Genomic DNA, 19,508 nt, shown 5'->3' on the forward strand with positions numbered 1-19,508 from the left:
CAAGCAAAAAGACCGCGCCGGGCAGCGAACCCGCTGCCCGGCCGCCCTGGCCTTATCCCTTCAGCCACACGCCTTCCAGCACCACATCGAGCGGCGGGGTCGCCGCCTGGAAGGTCAGGCTGCTCAGGCTGCCATCCAGTTGCGGCGCGACGGCCTCGATCCGGGTCGGATTTTCCCGATCCAGATCCACAGGCAGCTGCAACTGCTGTCCCTGGTCGTCCGTCAGGGTCAGCGCAAACGCCCCGCTGCCGGTCAGCGTCAGCACGCCCCGCGGCGGCAGGCCGATATCCCTGGCCAGCGGGAATGTCCGCCCCTGTCCTGCCAGTTCCGTGGCGCTCAGGATCGTGATGCCGTCGTCGGCCACGTCCGGGTTCCATCCTGCACTCAGATCGACCCCGGCCAGCTGGACGCGCACGCTGGCCGACTGGGTCATCAACTGATCCAGGTCGAGCAGCAGGCGGTCCCGCAGCGACGGCAGTTCGTCACTGGCCGGCCGCGGCCGTGCGGCAGCGGCGTCCACCAGCTGGCCGACCAGCTTCTGGGCATCGGCGGCGACGCGGGTGGAATAGGAGGCCAGCATGCCGAACGGCGGCGACAGCTCGACCTGGGCGCCCCTCTCCTGCATCGCCTGCGCGACCAGATAAGCATTGACCTGCTCGCTGTCCCACAGCATGCCCAGCAGGCGTGCCATTTCGTCGGGATCGACCCCGGCCAGTCCCAGGAACAGGGCCAGCCGCGACAGGCTCTGGTCCAGCGCCAGCATTTCCTGCTGGCAGTCGATCGGGATGCGCCGGTTGTAGTAGCCGATCCAGCGCTGCTGGATCTCCCAGGCCGAATGCGCGAGGGCGACGAAGTTGTCGTTCCCGCTTTGCAGCAGGGCGGCGCCAATCAGCCGCCCGTCCTGCAGGCTCAGGCTGGCGACAGGGGTGACCGTGCCATCGACGTCCAGGTACAGCGTGCGCTGCTGTTCGTCACCGTGAATCAGCAGCTTGCCGACACCCAGTGCATGCCCCAGTGTCAGCGTGCATTCGATCTTGCTTTGCCGCCAGCTGCCGGCCGGCGCGCTGAAGAAGGCGTGGAAATCGGCCAGATCCTGCTCCAGCCGTGCGGCCAGATCGGTCTCCACCGTTTCACTGGCAAGGTGCAGCAGGTTCAGGTCCGGATAGCGGTCGAACATGGCCGGTATCATGAAGGCCGGATTGGTGAGCTGCGAGGTCGGGAAGTTGAACGTCTGGCCGTACTCGCGCACCACTACGTTCAGGCTGGCCTGCTGCAATGCCAGCGCAGCATCCAGTTGCTGGTCGATCAGCACACCAAAGAATGCGCTATCGCGCAGATCGCACAGGAACTGCCGCGATTTGGCAGCGGGTGCCTCGACCAGCTCCTGCACGCTGCGCAGCAGGCTCAGCGGGCTGTCAAGACTGGTCCCATACCATGATTGCAGCAGCAGATAGCGCCGGGCCAGTGGCAGGGCCAGCGCGGTCGAGCCCCAGACCTTGCTCGAACGGTCATAGGAGTCCGCCTTTTTCTTCGAGTAGTAGTACGCATAGCACTCGGAGAAGCGGTTGGTGGCGGCGTCGGTCACCGCCGCCATGACCGAGCCCGGACCGAAGCCGCTGAAGCACAGATCCGCCAGCGGCCGGTCTTCGCCACCGGCCAGCAGCTTGTGGCGGATGCCGTTGTCCAGCCGGTCCCGCAAGTCCTGCAGCCGGACCGGATCTTTCTGCAACGGGACCAGCCCGCTGCGGGGGTTGATCTGCTCGTTTTCGGCATTGCTGACGACGATGTCCACCAGGCGCAGATCGTTCAGCATTTCCACCGACATCATCGCCTGCAGGCTGGCCAGGTTGGCGCGCAACCCCTGATTGGCCAGGTCAATGCGCTGCGCCAGATCGTCATGGCTCCAGACGATGCTGGCCAGCGTCTGCTGGGTCGCGGCGCGCAGTTCGACCCGCGTGGTACGGAAGCCGCTGGCAATGGCGCTGCTCAGCTGCTCCAGGCTCCGGGTCATTTGCGCGGCGACATCGTCGATCTGGCGCTGCACCGCGTCGAAGCGCTCGTCCATCTGGACGCTCAGTGCCGACATCTGCCAGTTCAGGCTCTGCATCTGGTCCATGATCTGGTCGAAGCGCTTGTTCATCACCTCGTATACCTGGGTGATCTGCTTCGAGATCGCCTTGGCCGCTTCCAGATACGGGTCGGGCTGCGGGAAGAAGATGTTCGACACCAGACCGAACAGGCTGGCAGCCGCGCCGATCAGGCCGAACACCCCGCCCATGGTGCTGGTTTTCATCATCTGCATGGCGGTGTTGACGGCCTGGGCCACCTCCACCACGGCAGCAACGGTGGCGAGCCCCTTGTCGACCCAGTCCATCGCCTGGTTGAAGGCATCCTTGCTGTCGCCGTCGCTCATGAAGTGACCGACGATCTTGCGCGTGAATGACGACAAGCCCTGCATGCCGGCCACCACGCTGCGCATGGTGTCGATGCGGTCGTTCCACTGCCGCAGGGCGGCGCGACGCTCATTCCATATCCGGACCGACGGATCGTCGTCCACCTCGGTCGTGCGCTTGTCGATCAGGCCCTTCAGTGCCTTGCGCTGGGTGTCGATGGTGGCATTGCCGGCCTCGACCGTGCCCTGCGCCTCGGCGCGCTTCCGGTTCAGGTAAGCGAGCTTCTGCGGCTCGGTCAGGTCATCGCCTGTCCCCATGCTGCTGCCGTCGTAGACCTTGTCGAACGCCAGGCGAACCGATACCGAATTGTTGGGATCGTAGTGCAGATCGGTATCGAGGCGGTGCTGGGTATCCTGCACCGCCTTTTTCACCTGATCGAGCTTGCTCTGGGTCTCGGTGATCTGCCCGGTCAGCGGGTTCAGGCGCTCGACCGCCTCGCGGTTGCGCTCGCGCTTGTAATCGAATTTTTCGGTCGCCCGGCGGTTCTTCTCCCGCATCTGGTCGATCGACTGATTGGCGCGCTTGATGTAATCGATCGTGTCGCGCGCCTCCTGTGCCGGGTCCGGCGGGGTCGACGGCTGCAGGCTGCCGCCGCTCCCCCGTGCAGACGAAGCGGCCGACGACGATGCGCCACCCGTCGTTCCGCCATCCTGCTGCGCTGCCGCCGGCACGGTGCCGATGGGCGGATCGAACGCCCAGTTGGCCCAGCCCTGCGGCTGACCGAACGGATCGACAGCCGCCGCCCAGGGCTGCACGCTGTTCCGGTTCAGAAAATCGGCGGCCTGCTGGTGGGAGAGCCCGGGCCGCACCGTCGCCACCAGCAGGCTGCGTACGGCCTGATGCGCGCGCCCCCAGGCATCGGCACTGACTCTCGCCTCGCTGGCGTCGTTGTGGCTGTCCGGCAGTTGCTGCACAAAGTCGCTGACCAGCCGTTCCAGCTCGAACGACCACCTGGCCAGCAATTGCGCCATGACCCGTCCGGCGGCAGGGTACAGCGTGAGGAAATCGCGCGTAATCTGCGGCAGGTCGGCCAGCCCCAGCCCGGGTTTGACTGCCAGCAGATTGCCCTCCTGCGGCAGCGCCAGCTCGGCGAAGCGGTCGAGCAGCAGTTGCTTCTGCAGCGCAGGCAGCGCTTGCTGCAGGGTCAGGTCGAGGAATTGCACCAGGGTGTCGCAGCCAAGCTGATACACCGACAGATCGTAATTCGCCTGCCCCTGCAGGCCGGGGTCGACACGGCGCACCGCACTGACCAGGGTGTTGCGGCCGGCGTCATCGAGAGGGATGTCGCCCAGCGCGGCCTGTACCGCCGACTGCAGTGCCGCCTGGTCGGCGAAGGTTTTGCCGGCCAGGGTCTGCAGTGCCGGAAGCACTGCACGTCCCGGCTCGCTCGCTTGCAGCGTCGCCATCGCGTCGCTGTCGAAGGTGAACACCGACAGCAAGTCCTGCAGCAGGCTGGCCAGCGCCGGTTCCAGCATCATCAGGCTGTTCGCCATCCGTACCGTCAGGGTCGGATTGGCGCGCAGGAAAGCCCGCATCGGATCGGGCAGTTGTGCGGTCCGGACATCCGGTTTCAGCACCGGCGTGACCATGCTGCCTGGGATGGCCTTGCGCAGGCTGGCCGGCAGCAATCTGGCCATCAGCAGCTCGTCCAGCGGATCGCCATGCTGCCCGGCATACGACGGCTGCCACACCGGCGCCCCCGCTGCCAGCAATGCACCGACATGGTCGGGCAGTGCCGCATTCAGCGCCTCGGCCAGCAGCGTCGGCCGGCCGGGGGCGGTCTGCAGGCCCGGCGGCGTGCCGGCCGCCAGCGCGCTGCGCAGATTGTCGGCATGGCCGGTACGTGCCATCCAGTGCACGCAGGTCCGGCCGTCGGCATCCATGCCCGACCACGGCGTGCTCTGCTGCAGCGTGACCCGGGGCCAGCACGGGAAATCCAGCCGCAGCAGATTGCTGCCCTGTGCCAGCACGAGCGCACCGTCGCTGGTCACGGTCATGCCGCTGGCCTGATCCAGCACGATCTGCTGCTGGACCTCAAAACCCTGTTCCATGCCGCTGGCCCCGCTGGGGCTCCACAGCAGCAACCGGTCCGCCGCCAGCGTGGCAAACGCCCCGTTGGGCAGCGCGGCCGCGGTGATCCAGGGCCGGGCCTCGTCGATACGCAGCGCCCTGACCTGCAAACCGGCAAGCTGCTGCTGTGCATCACGCTGGACGTCCCACAGCGCAAGCTGGCTGCCGGCGCCGAAGGCCAGCAGGCGCCCGTCATTCAGCAGCAGCAGTCCCGTCGGCACACGGACACTGCCGGCCAGTGTCTTCAGGCTGGCGTGCTCGCCCTGCCCGTCCAGCACCAGCACCGCGCCCTGACCGGTAACCACTAGCGGCTGCCCTCCTGCCAGCACGCCCAGCGCGACCCCGGCGGCAGGCAGGGCCACCGGTGCCTGCGACACAAAGGGACCATCGTCGACACTGCGCCACTGCAGCAGGGTCTGTCCCTGCACGGCAAACACGCAGCCCGGCCCGGCCTCGACCATTGCGGAGACCTGCCGGCCCAGTTCCTGATCGACACGGCAGACCTCGTCTTCAAAGCACAGACTCTGCAGGCGGCCATCGGCATAGCGCACCAGCACACGCCCGTCGCGCAGCGGCAGCAGCGCCGCCACGTCGCCCTGGTAGCCGACGCTGCGAGCGGTGGAAAAATCGCCCGGGCCCAGCGGTTGCAGCATGCTGATCGGCGCGCCCGGGCCACTCAGTGCCAGCGCGCCGACCGGCAGCGCCGCCATCACGGCAATGGCCGGGCCACCGAGAACCTGCAGGTGGCGGCGTGGCGCAGCACCATAGTCCTGCACCTGGCTTTTGAGCGGCCAGGGCGGCAGCGCTTCACCCAGCTTCGCTGCGTCGATCCACGGTCCCGTCGGCGTCTGCCGGGTGAAGTGGAACTGGCTGGCCGGATGGCTTTGCCGCAGTTCATCCGCCACGGCGGCCAGCAGGGACGCCGGCTGGTCGGCGGCCACGTCGCCGGACAGGTCCCATACCATCACTCCGCCCAGTTGTTCGGCCAGGGCATAACGCACTTTCTCGCGCAGCGAACGCGGGTCGTCATAGGTCAGCGACAGCCCGGTTCGTCCCTGGCTGCTGCTGCGATAGGCATAGGGCGCGCGGGCCTCGCCCTCCAGCGCATCGACAAAGACCAGCCCCGGCCAGCCGGCCGAGGGTGAATGATCCTCCTTTGCCGGCAGATAGCCGCCTGCCGCTTTGGCCGCCACGATATCCCGGTACAGCGGCGGCTCGTCCAGCGAGGCGTCCCCTGCCGCCAGCACCGGCTTCTTGTTGATGGCGCAAATCAGCCCCCGGTTGTGGTCGTCGGCACCGTCCACCGCGACCACGCGACCATAGGCGGCCAGCCCCAGCGCCAGCTGGCGGCGGGTCAGGCAGTTCTGCGCCACCAGTTGCAGGAACTTGTCCAGTGTGGCGGTCACGCAGAAAGTCGGGTCCAGATCCCGCGCCGCCTGCTTGTCGGCCGGGATCTTCATCGGGGCGTTGAACCAGGAATAGTCGGACCAGCTGCCGTAATAGTCGTAACTCATCACATTGACGTGGTCGACCAGCTGGCCGATGGCACGCCACTGTTCGGTGCCCAGCGCATCGACCCGGGAGGGGGCGGCCGGGGCCGCTATCGCCAGTTCGGCCTCGCCTATCGCCTGCCGGGTTGCCTGCAGCAGCTGCACATAACCGTCGCCATCACCGGCGTCCGGGTATTCCCAGTCGATTTCCAGTCCGTCGAAGCCCAGGGTCCGGATCGCGCTGGCAGCCGATTGCGCAAAGCGCTGGCGGCGGACGGGATCGCGGGAGATCAGTCGCAGCAAGGCCGAGAATGGCGCCACCGCCTCACTGGCATGGAAGGCCGTGGCCAGTTGTTCGAGGATGGCCAGCAGGGTCTCCCCGTCGGCGCTGACATCGCAATTGTCGTAAGAGGCGCCAGGCCCGGACAGCAGCGCGAACAGCGCCCGCCGCGGCGCGTCGGGATCGAATACCCCGCCGGGGTCACTGCTGCTGGAGCCATAGGGTGCGGGAGCGCCATCGATCGACAACGGCGTGCCGGTGCCATAAAAGATGCGCCATTGCTGCTTGCCGCTGACGTGATAGATCCAGAAGTCATCGGCGTTCTGCGCCGTGGCGGGAAAATCCGCCGGCCCGGCCACGGTGCGGAAATGCAGCATCGGGCTTTTCGGCCAGCCGCCGACGATCAGCGAGACTCTCAGGGCAGGATTCAACTGCTTCATGTATTGCAGCGCCGCCACTTGCCAGTTGTCGGCCCATTCGTCGCTGCTGCTCAGACTGCCGTCGAGTTCCAGCCCCATCATGCCGTAGGAAATGCAGTTCACCAGGTCAACCGGGATATCGGTGACAAAGTAATTGCGCTTGTACATGAAGTAGTTGGCGTAATAACCGACCAGCCGGCGGGTCAGATCCGCGGATCTGGCCTTGTTGGCCATGCGCGTGTCGAGTACCCGCTGTCCGGTTTCGGCATTCAGGATCATCGCTGCCAGCTCCAGCACCTTGGCCCCCGTCGGGCTGGTGCCGGGCCGGGCCAGCGCGTCCACTTGCTGCCGGGTGTCCCGGTACTGCGGCCCCTGATCCAGTTTCACCGACACCCGGGGCAGGTATTGCACGCCGCGGATCGGCGAACGGATCGGCAGGCCGTGGAAGGAGTTGGAATAGGACAGGGTCAGCCGTTCGTACGGCCCGATGGTGACCGGTTTGGCATAGGACAGCGTGAACACGTAGCGCTCGGCGTTCTCCTTTCGAGACACCGTCAACTCCTGCGGCCCGTAGTACAGCGAGCCCCACGGCGTGAAGAACATGTTGAGCGCCTTGTTCAGCCCGTGTACCTGCACCTGTTCGCCGAAGAAGGCGATTTTCTGCTCGTTGCTGGGCTCGACACCTGCGGCCAGATAAAACCGGTCGCGTGTCTCGTTCGTGAGATTCCGCTCCCCGTCATGACCGTCGCCCACAAAGACATTGGTCTCCACCTCGACCCGACTGATCTTGAGGGGGTCCTTGCTCTGGTTGTAAATGTGGATGTTGTCGACGCCCTTGCTCTTCTCGAACAGGAACTGCAATCCGCTTGCACTGCTGTCAGCCATGGTCCACCCCTTGTTCTTCCCGCCCCGCGGTATATTAAACGCATCAAAACTCACAGAATCTCAGAACAATAGCATTGTTTGTGGCCGCAGCATGCCCTGCCATCCATGTCACGGGTGGCAGACACCGTGGAACGGGCTTCAGTCGTCCCGCGTCAGCACTTCCAGCAGCTCGATATCGAAGATCAGGTCCGAGTTCGGCTTGATATGGGCGCCGATCTGCCGCTCGCCATAAGCGAGATGGGCGGGCACATGCAGCCGGCGCCGGCCGCCGACCTTCATCCCGATCAGTCCCAGGTCCCAGCCCCTGATCACCCGCCCACTGCCGATCACGCACTGGAACGGCTTGCCGCGCGCCCGCGACGAGTCGAATAGGGTCCCGTCTTCCAGAAAGCCGTCGTACTCGGCAGTAATCAGGGCACCCTTGACGACGGCCTTGCCCTCGCCGGTCAGGATGTCTTCAATATGCAGTTCGGTGATCATGGCGTGTGCCCGGTAAAGAAGTGCCGGGCGTTTTCTCAGGAATACCGCCGTCTGGCAAGCCCCGGCCGCTCAGCAGGCCCGCGCCACACCCTGTTTGCGCCGGTATTGCCCCGGCGTCAGCCCCTGGCGGCGCTTGAAGGTCATGGCAAAATGCGATGCAGAATGGAAGCCGAGCCGGTCGGCAATGTCCTGGATCGAGCGCGGTGACGAGTCGAGCAGATAGCAGGCGGCCTCGAAGCGCTTGCCCAGCACGTAGGCGTAGAACGGCTGGCCGAAATAGCGCTTGAAGAAGCGGCAGAAATTGGACGGTGACATGTGGACCATGGCCGCCGTGCTGTCGATGTCGAGCTCGCCGCCGAGCCCGTTGCGGATATGTTCGGCAATGGTCTGGCACAGCTCGATCTCGCGCCGGTCCGGTGGCTGGGCAATGTCGACCGACAGGCGCCGCCGCGCCGGCGCCAGCGCCAGCCCGCTCATGATCCGCAGCGCCGTCAGCAGGTGTGCCATATGGAACACATTGTCCAGCGTGGCGAATTCGGCCCGGCAATGGCGCGCTGCTTCGCCCTCGAACAGCACGCCATAGAAACCGTCCTGATAGAACTGCCGGATCGGCCGGGTATACGGCATGGAAAAGAAATCGTCGCCCAGCCGGGCCAGGTTGACCGACAGCGAGTCCCAGTGCCCCCCCGGGCGTTCCAGCCAGACATGGTGACGGACGAACGGCGACAGGAACAGCACGCTGCCGGCCGGCAGCGGGTGGGCGTCGCCTTCACCGATACGCACCACAACGTCGTCACCAAACGGCAGCACCAGCTGGCCATACGGATGAAAGTGTGCGGCGGTTTCCGTCACCGCCGGTTTCTTGTCGAACAGCACAAAATCCAGGGTATTGCAGTACGTGTAATGCATGGTCCGCCCAGACTGTTCCTCCATCACGGCAGTATATCAGTTTAGTCTAAAATGCTTTATTGATGGACGGAGCGGCGGATATGCCGGATCAGCGCCATGGCCGCCGGTGCCTTTTCGTGCCGGCGATAGGCCAGCGCCAGTTCGGACGGAATCGGTTCGCCATTCAGTTCGCGATAGACCACTTTCGGCATGCGCAGGCACTCGGCCAGCACCCGCGGCACGATGGCCACCCCGACCCCGAGCGACACCTGGGTCACCACCGCCACCAGCCCGCCGGCACGCGGCCCGAGCCGGGGCATGAAGTCGCCGCGCCGCGACACTTCGTGGGTGCCATAGTCCTGCTCCGGCAGGATGAACGTGTCGTGGCGCAGCCGCGCCGCCGGAATCGACGCCAGTTTCGCCAGCGGGTGCGCATCCGGCAGTACGACGACAAAGTGATCACGATGCACGGTGACAGTGTCGATGCCGTCCGGGAAATCCAGCGGCGGACGGACAAAGGCCAGATCCAGTCCGCCATCGTCCAGCATGGTCGGGATGCGCTCCATCGACAGCTCGTGCAGGCGCAACTCGACCCCCGGCATATCGAGGCGGAAGCGGGCCAGATAGGTCTGCAGCACGCTGCAATAGGCCGCCGATGCCACATAACCGATCTCGATGCGCCCGCTCTCGCCGCGCCCGGCACGACGCACCCGCTCCTCGGCGCGGTCGCACTGCAGCAGCGCCAGTCTGGCCTCGGTCAGCAGCACCTCGCCGGCGGCGCTCAGCGCCACGCTGCGCTTGGTGCGGTGGAACAGGCTGACGCCGAGTTCGCGCTCCATGTCCTGGATCTGCCGGGTCAGTGACGGCGGGGTGATACCGAGCAGCTCGGCCGCACGCGCAAAGTGCAGCTGCTCGGCCACGGCAATGAAGTAGCGATACTGTCTGAGTTCCATGTCGCGACGGCCTCTTCCGCCAACAATTAGCCTGCAGGCAATTAATTTGCCAGATTACCGCAATGACGGCTAATTCAGTGTTGCCTACCATGGCGGCTGCGTTACTTCATTTCCGGTAGTCCGCCATGTCGCTTTCCGATTTTCTCCCGCAACGGCGCCCGGTCTGGGTGCTGATGACCGCCTCGGCGGTGTGCAGCCTGATCGTGCTCGACACCAATATCGTCGCAGTGTCGCTGCCGGCCATCGCCCGTTCGCTGAATGCCGGCTTCGCCGATCTCGAATGGGTGGTCAGCGCCTATATGCTGGCCTTTGCCGCCTGCCTGCTGCCGGCCGGCAGCATTGCCGACCGCTGGGGGCGGCGGCGCACCATGCTGGTCGGCCTGGTCGGTTTCATTCTGGCGTCGCTGGCCTGCGGTGCGGCGGAAACCACCACGGCGATGAACATCGCCCGCGCGATCAAGGGCGTCGGCTCGGCCCTGCTGCTGACCTCGGCGCTGGCGGTCATCGGCCACACCTTCCACGAGGAGCGCGAGCGGATGCGCGCATGGTCGTTCTGGGGTGGCTGCATGGGGCTGGCCATGACCATCGCCCCGGTATTCGGCGGCATCGTCACCGCCTGGCTCGGCTGGCGCTGGATTTTCTATCTGAACCTGCCGATCGGCCTGCTGCTGCTGACCCTGGTCTGGCGCTGTATCGACGAGTCGCGCGATCCGCAGGCAGCCCGGCTCGACCCGCTCGGCAGCCTGTGCTTCAGCGCCGGCCTGTTCGGCGTGATCTGGGCGCTGATTGGCGGCAGCGAGGCCGGCTGGACCAGCACCGCCACCCTCGGCCGCGCCGGGGCCGGCGTGCTGCTGCTGATGCTGTTCATCGTGGTCGAGCTGCGCCAGCAGCGGCCGATGGTCGATCTGGCGCTGTTCCGCAGCCCGCGCTTTATCGGTGCGGTGCTGGCCATGTTCGGCTATGCAACGTCGGCACAGGTGATGATGACCTTCCTGCCGCTCTACATGCAGAACGCGTTCGGCCATACCTCGGTCGGCGCCGGTCTGGCCATGCTGCCGTTCGCCATCTCGATGGTGATCTGGCCGCGCATCGGCCCGTGGCTCGGCCGTCATCTGCCGATGCATGGCGTGCTGGTGCTCGGCCTGGTGCTGGTCGGCATCGGCAATGCGCTCACCGCACTGGCCGCACCGACGCTGTACTACGGCTGGGTGGCGCTGGGCATGCTGGTGACCGGCGCCGGGGCGGGTCTGCTCAATGGCGATACCCAGAAGAACATCATGGCCTGCGTGCCGCGTACCCGCACCGGCATGGCATCCGGCATCAGCACCACCACCCGTTTCACCGGCATCGTGCTGGCGGTCGGCGGGCTTGGCGGGGTTCTTGCTACCCGGACCCGGGCCATGCTCGACAGCGGGACGGCACCGGCCGATGCGGATTTCGTCCAGCGCGTGCTGTCCGGCGATGCGCTGCAGGCGGCGCTGGCACTGCCGCCAGCCCTGCGCGACAGCGCGCTGGCGCTGGCCCGTGACAGTTTTGCCCACGGTTTCGCCAGTCTGCTCGGCGCGGCGGCCGTCGTGGCACTGCTGTCGGCACTGGCCGTGCATCTGCTGATGCGCGAGCAGCCGCTGTCCAGGCAGTCGGCGCGCAGACCGCGCCCGGCCGCCGACTGGGTCGGCCCGTAATCCGGAGAGGAACACCGCCATGAACAAGCCGCGTTTCAGCGACATGCAGATTCTGGCCATCCTGCGCGAGGCGGCCAACGGCGCCCAGGCCGCTGTCCTGTGCCGGAAATACCATATCAGCGACACCACGTTCTACAACTGGCGCCGCAAGTTCGGCGCGGCCGTGCCGCCCGCCTCGCCCGACCAGCTGTCGCGCGAGAACCGGCTGCTGCGCCAGCGGCTGTCGGCGCAGGAGCGGGAACTCGCCAGCCTTCGCCAGAGGCCAGGCTCACGTTGACGCCACAAGTGGAGACCCGCCGCAGCCCGTTACGCGGCGGGCATTTTTCGCTTCTCTATACCCCCCGTCTGCGCGACACTATCGGGGATTCTGTATGGAGAATGAACACAATTGGCTATCCAGATTAAAACCCGGCAGGAAATCGAATCCCTGCGCATTGCCGCCCAGCTCGCCTCCGACGTGCTGGACATGATCGGCGAGCATGTCCGCCCCGGCATCAGCACCAACGAGCTCGATCGCCTGTGCAACGACTATATCGTCAACACGCAAAAGTGCATTGCCGCCAATGTCGGCTATCACGGCTATCCGAAGACCGTGTGCATTTCGCTGAATGAAGTCGTCTGCCACGGCATCCCGGACGCGCAGACGATCCTCAAGGACGGCGACATCCTCAATATCGACGTGGCGCTGATCAAGGACGGCTGGCATGGCGACACCAGTCGCATGTACAGCGTCGGCACGATCGACCCGCAGGCCCGCAAACTGATCGACGTGACCCACGAGGCGATGATGCTCGGCATCGAAGCGGTCCGCCCCGGCGCCACGCTCGGCGATATCGGTCACGCCATCCAGCGCCACGCCGAAGCCGCCGGTTTTTCGGTGGTGCGTGAATATTGCGGACACGGCATTGGCCGCGTCTACCATGAAGATCCTCAGGTCCTGCACTACGGCCGGCCCGGCATGGGCACCCGGCTGAAGCCCGGCATGACCTTCACCATCGAACCGATGATCAACATGGGCAAGCCCGGTACCGAAGTCCTGCCCGACCGCTGGACCGTGCTGACCCGTGACCGTTCGCTGTCCGCGCAGTGGGAACACATGGTCGCCGTGACCGAAGACGGCGTCGACCTGCTGACCCGCTGAGCCTTTTACCCGTTTCGTCTTACCAAGGAGAACGCATGTACAAGCACATCCTCGTCCCCGTCGACGGCAGCCCCGCTTCGTCCCATGGCCTGCATGAAGCCATCGCGCTCGCCGCGCGCCTCGGCGCCACGCTGAAGCTGTTCCACATCATCGACCCGATGATTGCCTATGCCGCCATGAGCGGTGGCGCCGGTGCCGATCTGACCAGCGAACTGCGTGAAGCCGGCCAGCAGATCATCGCCGACGCGCACAAGCTCGCCGCCGATCATGGCGTCACGGTCGAAACCGCGATCACCGAAACCGCCGCCCACAGCGTGGCCGACCTGATCGTCGAGCAGGCCAAAGCCTGGCCGGCCGACATGATCGTCATGGGCACCCACGGCCGCCGCGGCCTGACCCGGCTGCTGATGGGCAGCGACGCCGAAATGGTGCTGCGCAACAGCCCGGTGCCGGTGCTGATGGTCAAGAGCGAGTAATAGCGCCCGCAAACGAAAGGCCCGCTCCGTCGTTTTCACGACGGAGCGGGCCTTTTGCATGATGGTCGGCATGGGCAACCTCCGTACACCAGACGGTTGAACTCAGTCTGGTACGGAGGCTGCACAGCAATACGCTGCCCTTACAGCGTCACCAGCCGCGGGCGGGTCAGCGATTCCGGGTTCAGCACGGCATCGAGCTGATCGCGGGTCATCAGGCCCCGCGCCAGCACGATGTCGGCCACGCCACCGCCATGGGCATGAGCTTCTGCAGCCACTTCGGTGGCGGCCGCATAGCCGATAAACGGGTTCAGTGCCGTGACCAGCCCGATCGAGTTCTCGACCTGGGCGCGCAGGAATTCGCGGTTGGCGGTAATGCCCTTCACGCAATGCTCGGTCAGCGTGCCGCAGGCGTTGGCGAGGTGGCTGACGCTGCGGAACAGGCTGTAGGCAATGACCGGCTCGAACGCGTTCAGCTGCAGCTGGCCCGCTTCAGCGGCCATGGTCACGGTCATGTCGTTGCCGATGACTTCATAGGCGACCTGGGTCACCACTTCCGGAATGACCGGATTGACCTTGCCCGGCATGATCGACGAGCCGGCCTGACGGGCCGGCAGGTTGATTTCGCCAAAGCCGGCGCGCGGGCCGCTGGACAGCAGGCGCAGGTCGTTGCAGGTCTTGGACAGCTTGACCGCCACGCGCTTGAGCACGCCGGACAGTTGCACGAAGGCGCCGCAGTCCTGGGTGGCTTCGATCAGGTTCGGGGCGGTAATCAGTTGCTGGCCGAACAGCGCCGACAGGTGCTCGCGCACCCGGGACGGGTAGTCCGGGTGGGCATTGATGCCGGTGCCGATCGCGGTCGCGCCGAGGTTGATTTCCAGCATCAGCTGGCTGGCTTCACCCAGACGCAGTTCGTCTTCGCCGAGCATGACCGCATAGGTCATGAATTCCTGGCCCAGCGTCATCGGCACGGCGTCCTGCAGCTGGGTACGCCCCATCTTCAGCACGTCCTTGAACTCGTCCGCCTTGGCGGCAAAGGCGTCGCGCAGGGTGGCCATGGCGCCGACCAGCCGTTGCACGCCGGTCCAGGTCGCCAGCCGCAGCGCGGTCGGGTAGACGTCGTTGGTCGACTGACCGAGGTTCACGTGTTCGTTCGGGTGCAGGTACTGGTATTCGCCCTTGGCATGGCCCAGCCGTTCCAGCGCCAGGTTGGCGATGACTTCGTTGGCATTCATGTTGGTCGAGGTGCCGGCACCGCCCTGGATCACGTCGACGACGAACTGCTCGTGCCAGCGACCGGCACGGATGTCCTCGCAGGCGCCGACGATGGCGTCAGTGCGGCGCTGGTCGAGCAGGCCCAGATCATGGTTGGCCAGCGCGGCGGCCTGCTTGATGAGTGCCAGCGCATTGATCAGTTCCGCATAACTGGAAATGGTCTGCCCGGTGATCGGGAAATTCTCGATCGCCCGCAGCGTATGCACACCCCAGTACGCATCGGCGGGAACGTCACGGTTGCCAATCAGGTCATGCTCAATCCGGGTACTCATCGGGTGCCTTTCGGGGCGGAGAAATGCGAAGGAGCGCACTCTAGGCGCGACCGGCAAATCCTGACCAATTCCGAATGCCGATCGGGTCATGATTTTTTTGCATAACCTGCACAAAAGCGGATTTTGATGACGCCTGGGCACAGGGGCATGCCGTCAGATCGGTGCGTACTGATCCTGCAGGAACAACCAGAATGTCTCGACGGCCGGCCGGGCCGGTTTCAGCCGCCGGTAGACGCGGATCTCCATATCGACCGCCCACTCGTCGCCGGCGGCCGGCGCCAGCTGGCCATGGCGGACTTCGCGCGTGACCGCGCTCTGCGGCAGAAAGGCGATGCCATGCCCTTCCAGCGCCATGTTCTTCAGCCCTTCGGCCATATCGGTTTCATAGCGCAGCGTCAGGTGGCACGGCTCGGGCGCATTGTCGAGAATCAGCTCGGTCATCAGCCGGAAATACGCATTCGCCGCATAGCCGAGCAGTGGCGCCGGCGCCTCGCGGGTGCCCGGCAGGCGAAAGCGGGGCTCGCGGTCCCGGCCGCAGCGCGCATACGGGCGCAGACTCTCAACGCCCAGTCGCAGCCCGGCGTAATGCGTCGGCGGCAGCTCGACCGGTTTTTTCGGATGGTGATAGCACAGCAGCAGGTCAGCGCCGCCTTCGACCAGCGACAGCAGCGCGTCGTGGACGTTGCTGGCCTGCAGCCGGCAGGCCAGCTGGCCGAAGCGCGCTTCCATCTGCGTCAGCCATTTCGGGAAGAACGAAAACGACAGCGTATGCGGCACCGAGAACGACAGCGTGTCTTCCGGCAGCGGCTTCATGCCCTGCAGCAGCGCGCGCGTCGCCAGCACCTGGTTCAGCATGTCGGCTGCGCGTTCGCGAAACACCACGCCGGCCGGGGTCAGCGTGGTCGGATAGGAGGTCCGGTCGATCAGTTCGGTACCGACCCAGTTCTCCAGTGCCTGGATCCGGCGCGAAAAGGCCGGCTGGGTCAGGTGGCGCGCCTGCGCCGAGTGGGTAAAGCTGCCGGTTTCGGCCAGCACCAGAAAATCTTCCAGCCAACGGGTTTCCATCATCGCTCCAGACTCGCCGGACGGGCGGGCAGGCGCCGTCAGCACAGACTGCCATTGTACCGCCGCGCATGGGGCTCGCGGCACGGCGCACTTGTCGCGATAATGCGCATTCCCGACAGAAATGCGACCCCGAGATGAAGCATCGTTCCGCCCAGGGGGGCCTGGTCTACTCGACCGAACACGGCAGCATGTGCCCTGCCTGCCGCCAGCCGCTCGACCACTGCCAGTGCCGGGCCGCCCTGCCCGCCGCCGGCGACGGCATCGTGCGCGTCGCGCACGAAAGCAAGGGCCGGCGCGGCAAGGATGTCACCACGGTGCGCGGCGTGCCGGTCGATGCCGTGGCGCTGGCCGCACTCGGCAAGCAGTTGCGGACCCGCTGCGGCAGCGGCGGCACGGTCAAGGATGGCGTCATCGAGATCCAGGGCGACCATCGCGATACGGTGATCGCCTGGCTGGGCGCGCAGGGCCATACCGTCAAGCGCTCGGGGGGCTGAACCGGCACAGGTTCAGTCGCCATGCGCTGTTGCAGCGGCGCGGTCCACCGGTTGCTCCGCCAGCTTCAACCCCATGGTCGGGCTGCGTCATCAGGGCATCACGGGTTTCCGATTGCGTCAGCCTCCCGTCTTCCAGCACCGGGATGCGGCCGGCGCACCACGCCATGCACCAGGACGGTCGGGCGACCGCCGATGCCGGTCACTTCGCCATCGACCCGGTAGACGCGGGCCAGCAGTTCGCGGTCGATGACCGCACCGGGCTTGCCGTCGGCCACCAGCCGGCCGTCATGCAGCACCAGCACCCGATCGGCAAAGCGCAGCGCCAGATTGATATCGTGCACGACCAGCAGGGTGATCAGCCCGCGGGCGCGGGTTTCGCGACGGATCACGTCAACGGCCCGGTACTGGTGGTGGAGGTCCAGCGCACTGGTCGGTTCATCCAGCAGCAGCACGGCGGGATCGCGTACCAGCGCCTGAGCCAGCCCGACCCGCTGCCGCTGGCCGCCGGACAGCGCATCGATGCCGCGATCGGCCAGCGCCGTCAGGTCGAGCCGTGCCAGCACCGCATCCACGGCATGCAGGTCGGCAGCAGCGGCATGGCCCCGCCCCGGACGAGCGGCCATCGCCGCACTGAGCACGGCTTCGAACACGCCCAGCCGGGATCGACCGGGCAGGGTCTGCGGCAGATAGGCCATGCGCCGCGCGCGCTCCGCCTGCGGGCTGCGGGCCAGGTCTTCCCCGTCGAGCAGCACCCGGCCCGAAGCCGGTGCCAGTCCGGCCACGCCGCGCAGCAATGTGGACTTGCCGGCCGCATTCGGACCGATCAGTGCGGTCAGGCTGCCGGCAGTCAGTGCCGGCACCCGGATGTCGTCGAGCACCCGGCGCTGTCCGTAGCGCATGCCGAGGCCGTCAATATCGAGACGCTTCACGCCGGCGTTCATGACTGTTCTCCCCGTGTCCGCGCCACAATCAGCATGAACAGCGGAATGCCGACCAGTGCCGTCACGATGCCGACCGGAATCAGCACGCCGGGGATCAGCGTCTTGCCGGCCACCGAGGCCAGCGACAGGATCAGCGCGCCGGCCAGCACGCTGCCCGGCAGCAGCAGCCGGTGGTCATCGCCGACCAGTTGCCGGGCGATATGCGGCGCAATCAGGCCGATAAAGCCGATGGTGCCGACAAAAGCCACCGACAGCGCCGTCAGCAGACTGATGCGCAGCAGTGAGAAGCGCCGCAGCCGCGCCACGTCGACGCCGAAACTGCGCGCGCGCGTCTCGCCCAGCGTCAGTGCCGTCAGCGCCCAGCTCTGGCGCATCGACCACGGCAGCAGAATCGCCAGTGCCAGTGCCAGCAGGCCCAGCGTGTTCCAGCTGGCGCGCGCCAGACTGCCGAGGGTCCAGAACACCAGCTGCTGCAGCGTGTCCTGGCTGGCGACAAACTGCAGCAGCGCCACCAGCGCGTTGAAAGCAAAGACCAGCGCAATGCCGAACAGCACCAGGCTTTCGACGCCAAAGCCGCGCCAGCGGGCCAGCAGGTACAGCAGGACGACCGATGCCAGTGCAAACACAAAGGCATTGGCCGGGACCAGCCAGGCCACCGGCACGCCGGGCAGGCCCACGCCGAGCACGATCGCCAGCGCGGCGCCAAATGCCGCCGCCGACGACACGCCGAGCGTGAACGGGCTGGCCAGCGGATTGTTCAGCACGGTCTGCATCTCGGCGCCGGCCAGTCCCAGCGCCGCGCCGACCAGTACCGCCATCAGCGCCTGCGGCAGCCGTACGTCCCAGACGATGACCCGGTCGATGCGCGACGCGGTGTCAGGGTGCAGCAGCACGCGCAGCAGATCGGCGGAGCCAAGGCCGGACGGCCCGCTGACGATATCCAGGACCAGGCTGGCCAGCAGCGCCACGGCCAGCGCGCCGACCAGGGTCGCGCGTCGGGCGTGACGGCGGCGGTAGCCGGCACTGCCGCCGGGGGTCTGCGGGATTGTGGCGGCCGTCATGGCGCCACCGGTCCGATGGTGAACACGCCGCTGGCCGGAATCGGCATGAAGCGCGCATACAGCTCGGCGCGGGTCCGCTCTGGGTCCAGGTCGGGGAAGCGGGACGGATGCAGCCACCGGGCCAGCGCCTGCAGCGCGATCAGGTGTTCGGGCGAGTCATAGAACACATGCCACAGGCCGAATGCCCGCCCGCTGCGCACGGCATCCAGCTCGCGGGTTTGCGGACGATTCGCCACCTGGCGCAGGCTGGCACGGGCCTGGGCCGGCGTCGCCTGGTAGCCCAGCGTCACCCCGCCCTGCCCGGCCGCGAACACGCCGGTCGCCACGTAGACGTCCGGGCGGCTGGACAGCAGATATTCGACGCTCAGGGTGCCGATCGGTCCGGGAATGCGGCCGGCGCCGATATTGTCACCGCCGGCGGCGGCGATCAGGTCGCCGAGATTGCCCTTGCCCGGCGAGCCGCAGCAGTCGCGCAGTCCGGCCAGCATGTCGACAAAAACAGTCGGCCGCCGCCAGTCGGGCCGACGCGCGGCGGCATCGAGCACCCGGGTCACCCGGCCGACTTCGCGGGTATAGAAGTCGATAAAGGCGGTGGCCTGGGCATCGCGGCCGATCGCACGGCCCATCGCGCGCAGGCTGGGTACGGTGTTCTGCAGCGGGTGATTGCTGAAGTCGACGAACACCACGGGCACGCCGGCAGCCTGCAACTGCCGCACGGCCTCGCTGCCCGGCGTCGGCCCGTGGCCGCCGGACAGGGTCATGAAGGCAATGTCGGGTCGTACCGACAGCGCCTTCTCGACGCTGAAGGTTTCCGGCGAGGTGCCGCCGACCAGCGGGATCGCATCCGCCTGCGGGAAGACGCGGCGAAACGCCGCGTAGCCCTGCACGTCAAGGCCGCGGAAATCGCCCTGCCAGCCGGCGACGCGGGCGAACGGCCGCTTGCCCTCCAGCAGCGCCAGCGTATAGATCAGTCGCCCTTCTCCGAGCAGGATGCGCTCGACCCGGTCGGGGACGACCACGGTGCGCCCGGCAGCATCAACGACGGTGGCGGCGATGGCGGTCTGGCCAAACGCCAGCCAGGCCAGCAGCAGGCCGGACCACAGCGGGGGAAACAGGAAACGGAACACGGACATGGGGCTCTCACGGGGAAAAAGGACAGGCCGCGGGCAAGCCCGCGGCGAAACGG

The 19,508-nt window shown here is 66.6% G+C and carries 14 protein-coding genes; 5 read left to right on the plus strand and 9 right to left on the minus strand.

The genetic code is table 11. The features are described 5' to 3' along the window. Positions 1 to 52 precede the first annotated feature (52 nt). From Q352_RS0107070 to Q352_RS0107085, 4 genes are all read right to left on the minus strand, one after another. The gene (locus Q352_RS0107070; protein WP_084299937.1) at positions 53 to 7,597 is read right to left on the minus strand and encodes a glycoside hydrolase family 18 protein; all 7,545 of its coding nucleotides are present in this window, start codon (positions 7,595 to 7,597) and stop codon (positions 53 to 55) included. Positions 7,598 to 7,735: 138 nt separating this feature from the next. Continuing rightward, entirely contained in the window at positions 7,736 to 8,077 is a 342-nt protein-coding gene (locus tag Q352_RS0107075; protein ID WP_028498746.1) for an FKBP-type peptidyl-prolyl cis-trans isomerase, read from the minus strand. Positions 8,078 to 8,146: 69 nt separating this feature from the next. After that, positions 8,147 to 8,986, minus strand: a complete 840-nt coding sequence (locus Q352_RS0107080) for a helix-turn-helix transcriptional regulator (RefSeq protein WP_028498747.1) — start codon at positions 8,984 to 8,986, stop codon at positions 8,147 to 8,149. A gap of 56 nt (positions 8,987 to 9,042) precedes the next feature. Beyond that, the gene (locus Q352_RS0107085; protein WP_028498748.1) at positions 9,043 to 9,918 is read right to left on the minus strand and encodes a LysR family transcriptional regulator; all 876 of its coding nucleotides are present in this window, start codon (positions 9,916 to 9,918) and stop codon (positions 9,043 to 9,045) included. 125 nt (positions 9,919 to 10,043) lie between these two features. Here Q352_RS0107085 and Q352_RS0107090 point away from each other — a divergent pair, with 125 nt between their 5' ends. From Q352_RS0107090 to Q352_RS0107105, 4 genes are all read left to right on the plus strand, one after another. Further along, the gene (locus Q352_RS0107090) at positions 10,044 to 11,600 is read left to right on the plus strand and encodes an MFS transporter (protein WP_051528746.1); all 1,557 of its coding nucleotides are present in this window, start codon (positions 10,044 to 10,046) and stop codon (positions 11,598 to 11,600) included. 19 nt (positions 11,601 to 11,619) lie between these two features. Continuing rightward, on the plus strand, positions 11,620 to 11,877 hold the full coding sequence (locus Q352_RS0107095) for a transposase (protein ID WP_028498750.1): 258 nt from the start codon (positions 11,620 to 11,622) through the stop codon (positions 11,875 to 11,877). A 111-nt stretch (positions 11,878 to 11,988) separates the two neighbouring features. After that, positions 11,989 to 12,741, plus strand: coding sequence for a type I methionyl aminopeptidase (gene map, locus Q352_RS0107100; protein ID WP_028498751.1), 753 nt, complete (start codon positions 11,989 to 11,991; stop codon positions 12,739 to 12,741). A 35-nt stretch (positions 12,742 to 12,776) separates the two neighbouring features. Beyond that, positions 12,777 to 13,217 (plus strand): universal stress protein, encoded by a 441-nt coding sequence (locus tag Q352_RS0107105; protein ID WP_028498752.1) that lies wholly within the window; start codon positions 12,777 to 12,779, stop codon positions 13,215 to 13,217. 140 nt (positions 13,218 to 13,357) lie between these two features. On the opposite strand, the gene aspA is transcribed toward Q352_RS0107105, so the two are convergent. Continuing rightward, positions 13,358 to 14,761 carry an aspartate ammonia-lyase gene (aspA, locus tag Q352_RS0107110; protein WP_028498753.1) on the minus strand — a complete coding sequence of 468 codons (1,404 nt, stop codon included), beginning with the start codon at positions 14,759 to 14,761 and terminating at the stop codon, positions 13,358 to 13,360. A gap of 153 nt (positions 14,762 to 14,914) precedes the next feature. Beyond that, a complete protein-coding gene (locus tag Q352_RS0107115) occupies positions 14,915 to 15,829 on the minus strand; it encodes a LysR substrate-binding domain-containing protein (RefSeq protein WP_233495231.1) in 915 nt (304 codons plus the stop codon). Positions 15,830 to 15,960: 131 nt separating this feature from the next. Here Q352_RS0107115 and Q352_RS0107120 point away from each other — a divergent pair, with 131 nt between their 5' ends. Continuing rightward, the gene (locus Q352_RS0107120) at positions 15,961 to 16,320 is read left to right on the plus strand and encodes a translation initiation factor Sui1 (protein ID WP_028498755.1); all 360 of its coding nucleotides are present in this window, start codon (positions 15,961 to 15,963) and stop codon (positions 16,318 to 16,320) included. A gap of 98 nt (positions 16,321 to 16,418) precedes the next feature. On the opposite strand, the gene Q352_RS20125 is transcribed toward Q352_RS0107120, so the two are convergent. The 3 genes from Q352_RS20125 to Q352_RS0107135 are packed head-to-tail and all read right to left on the minus strand — an operon-like array spanning position 16,419 to position 19,455. Then, a complete protein-coding gene (locus Q352_RS20125; RefSeq protein ID WP_211249606.1) occupies positions 16,419 to 17,261 on the minus strand; it encodes an ABC transporter ATP-binding protein in 843 nt (280 codons plus the stop codon). Further along, positions 17,258 to 18,322 (minus strand): FecCD family ABC transporter permease, encoded by a 1,065-nt coding sequence (locus Q352_RS0107130; protein WP_051528747.1) that lies wholly within the window; start codon positions 18,320 to 18,322, stop codon positions 17,258 to 17,260. Before Q352_RS0107130 ends, Q352_RS20125 begins: the two co-directional genes overlap by 4 nt. Beyond that, a complete protein-coding gene (locus Q352_RS0107135) occupies positions 18,319 to 19,455 on the minus strand; it encodes an ABC transporter substrate-binding protein (protein WP_051528748.1) in 1,137 nt (378 codons plus the stop codon). The genes Q352_RS0107130 and Q352_RS0107135 overlap by 4 nt, the downstream gene beginning before the upstream one ends. Between the last annotated feature and the right edge of the window lie 53 nt (positions 19,456 to 19,508).

The organism is Microvirgula aerodenitrificans DSM 15089 (assembly GCF_000620105.1).
Lineage (GTDB): Bacteria > Pseudomonadota > Gammaproteobacteria > Burkholderiales > Aquaspirillaceae > Microvirgula > Microvirgula aerodenitrificans.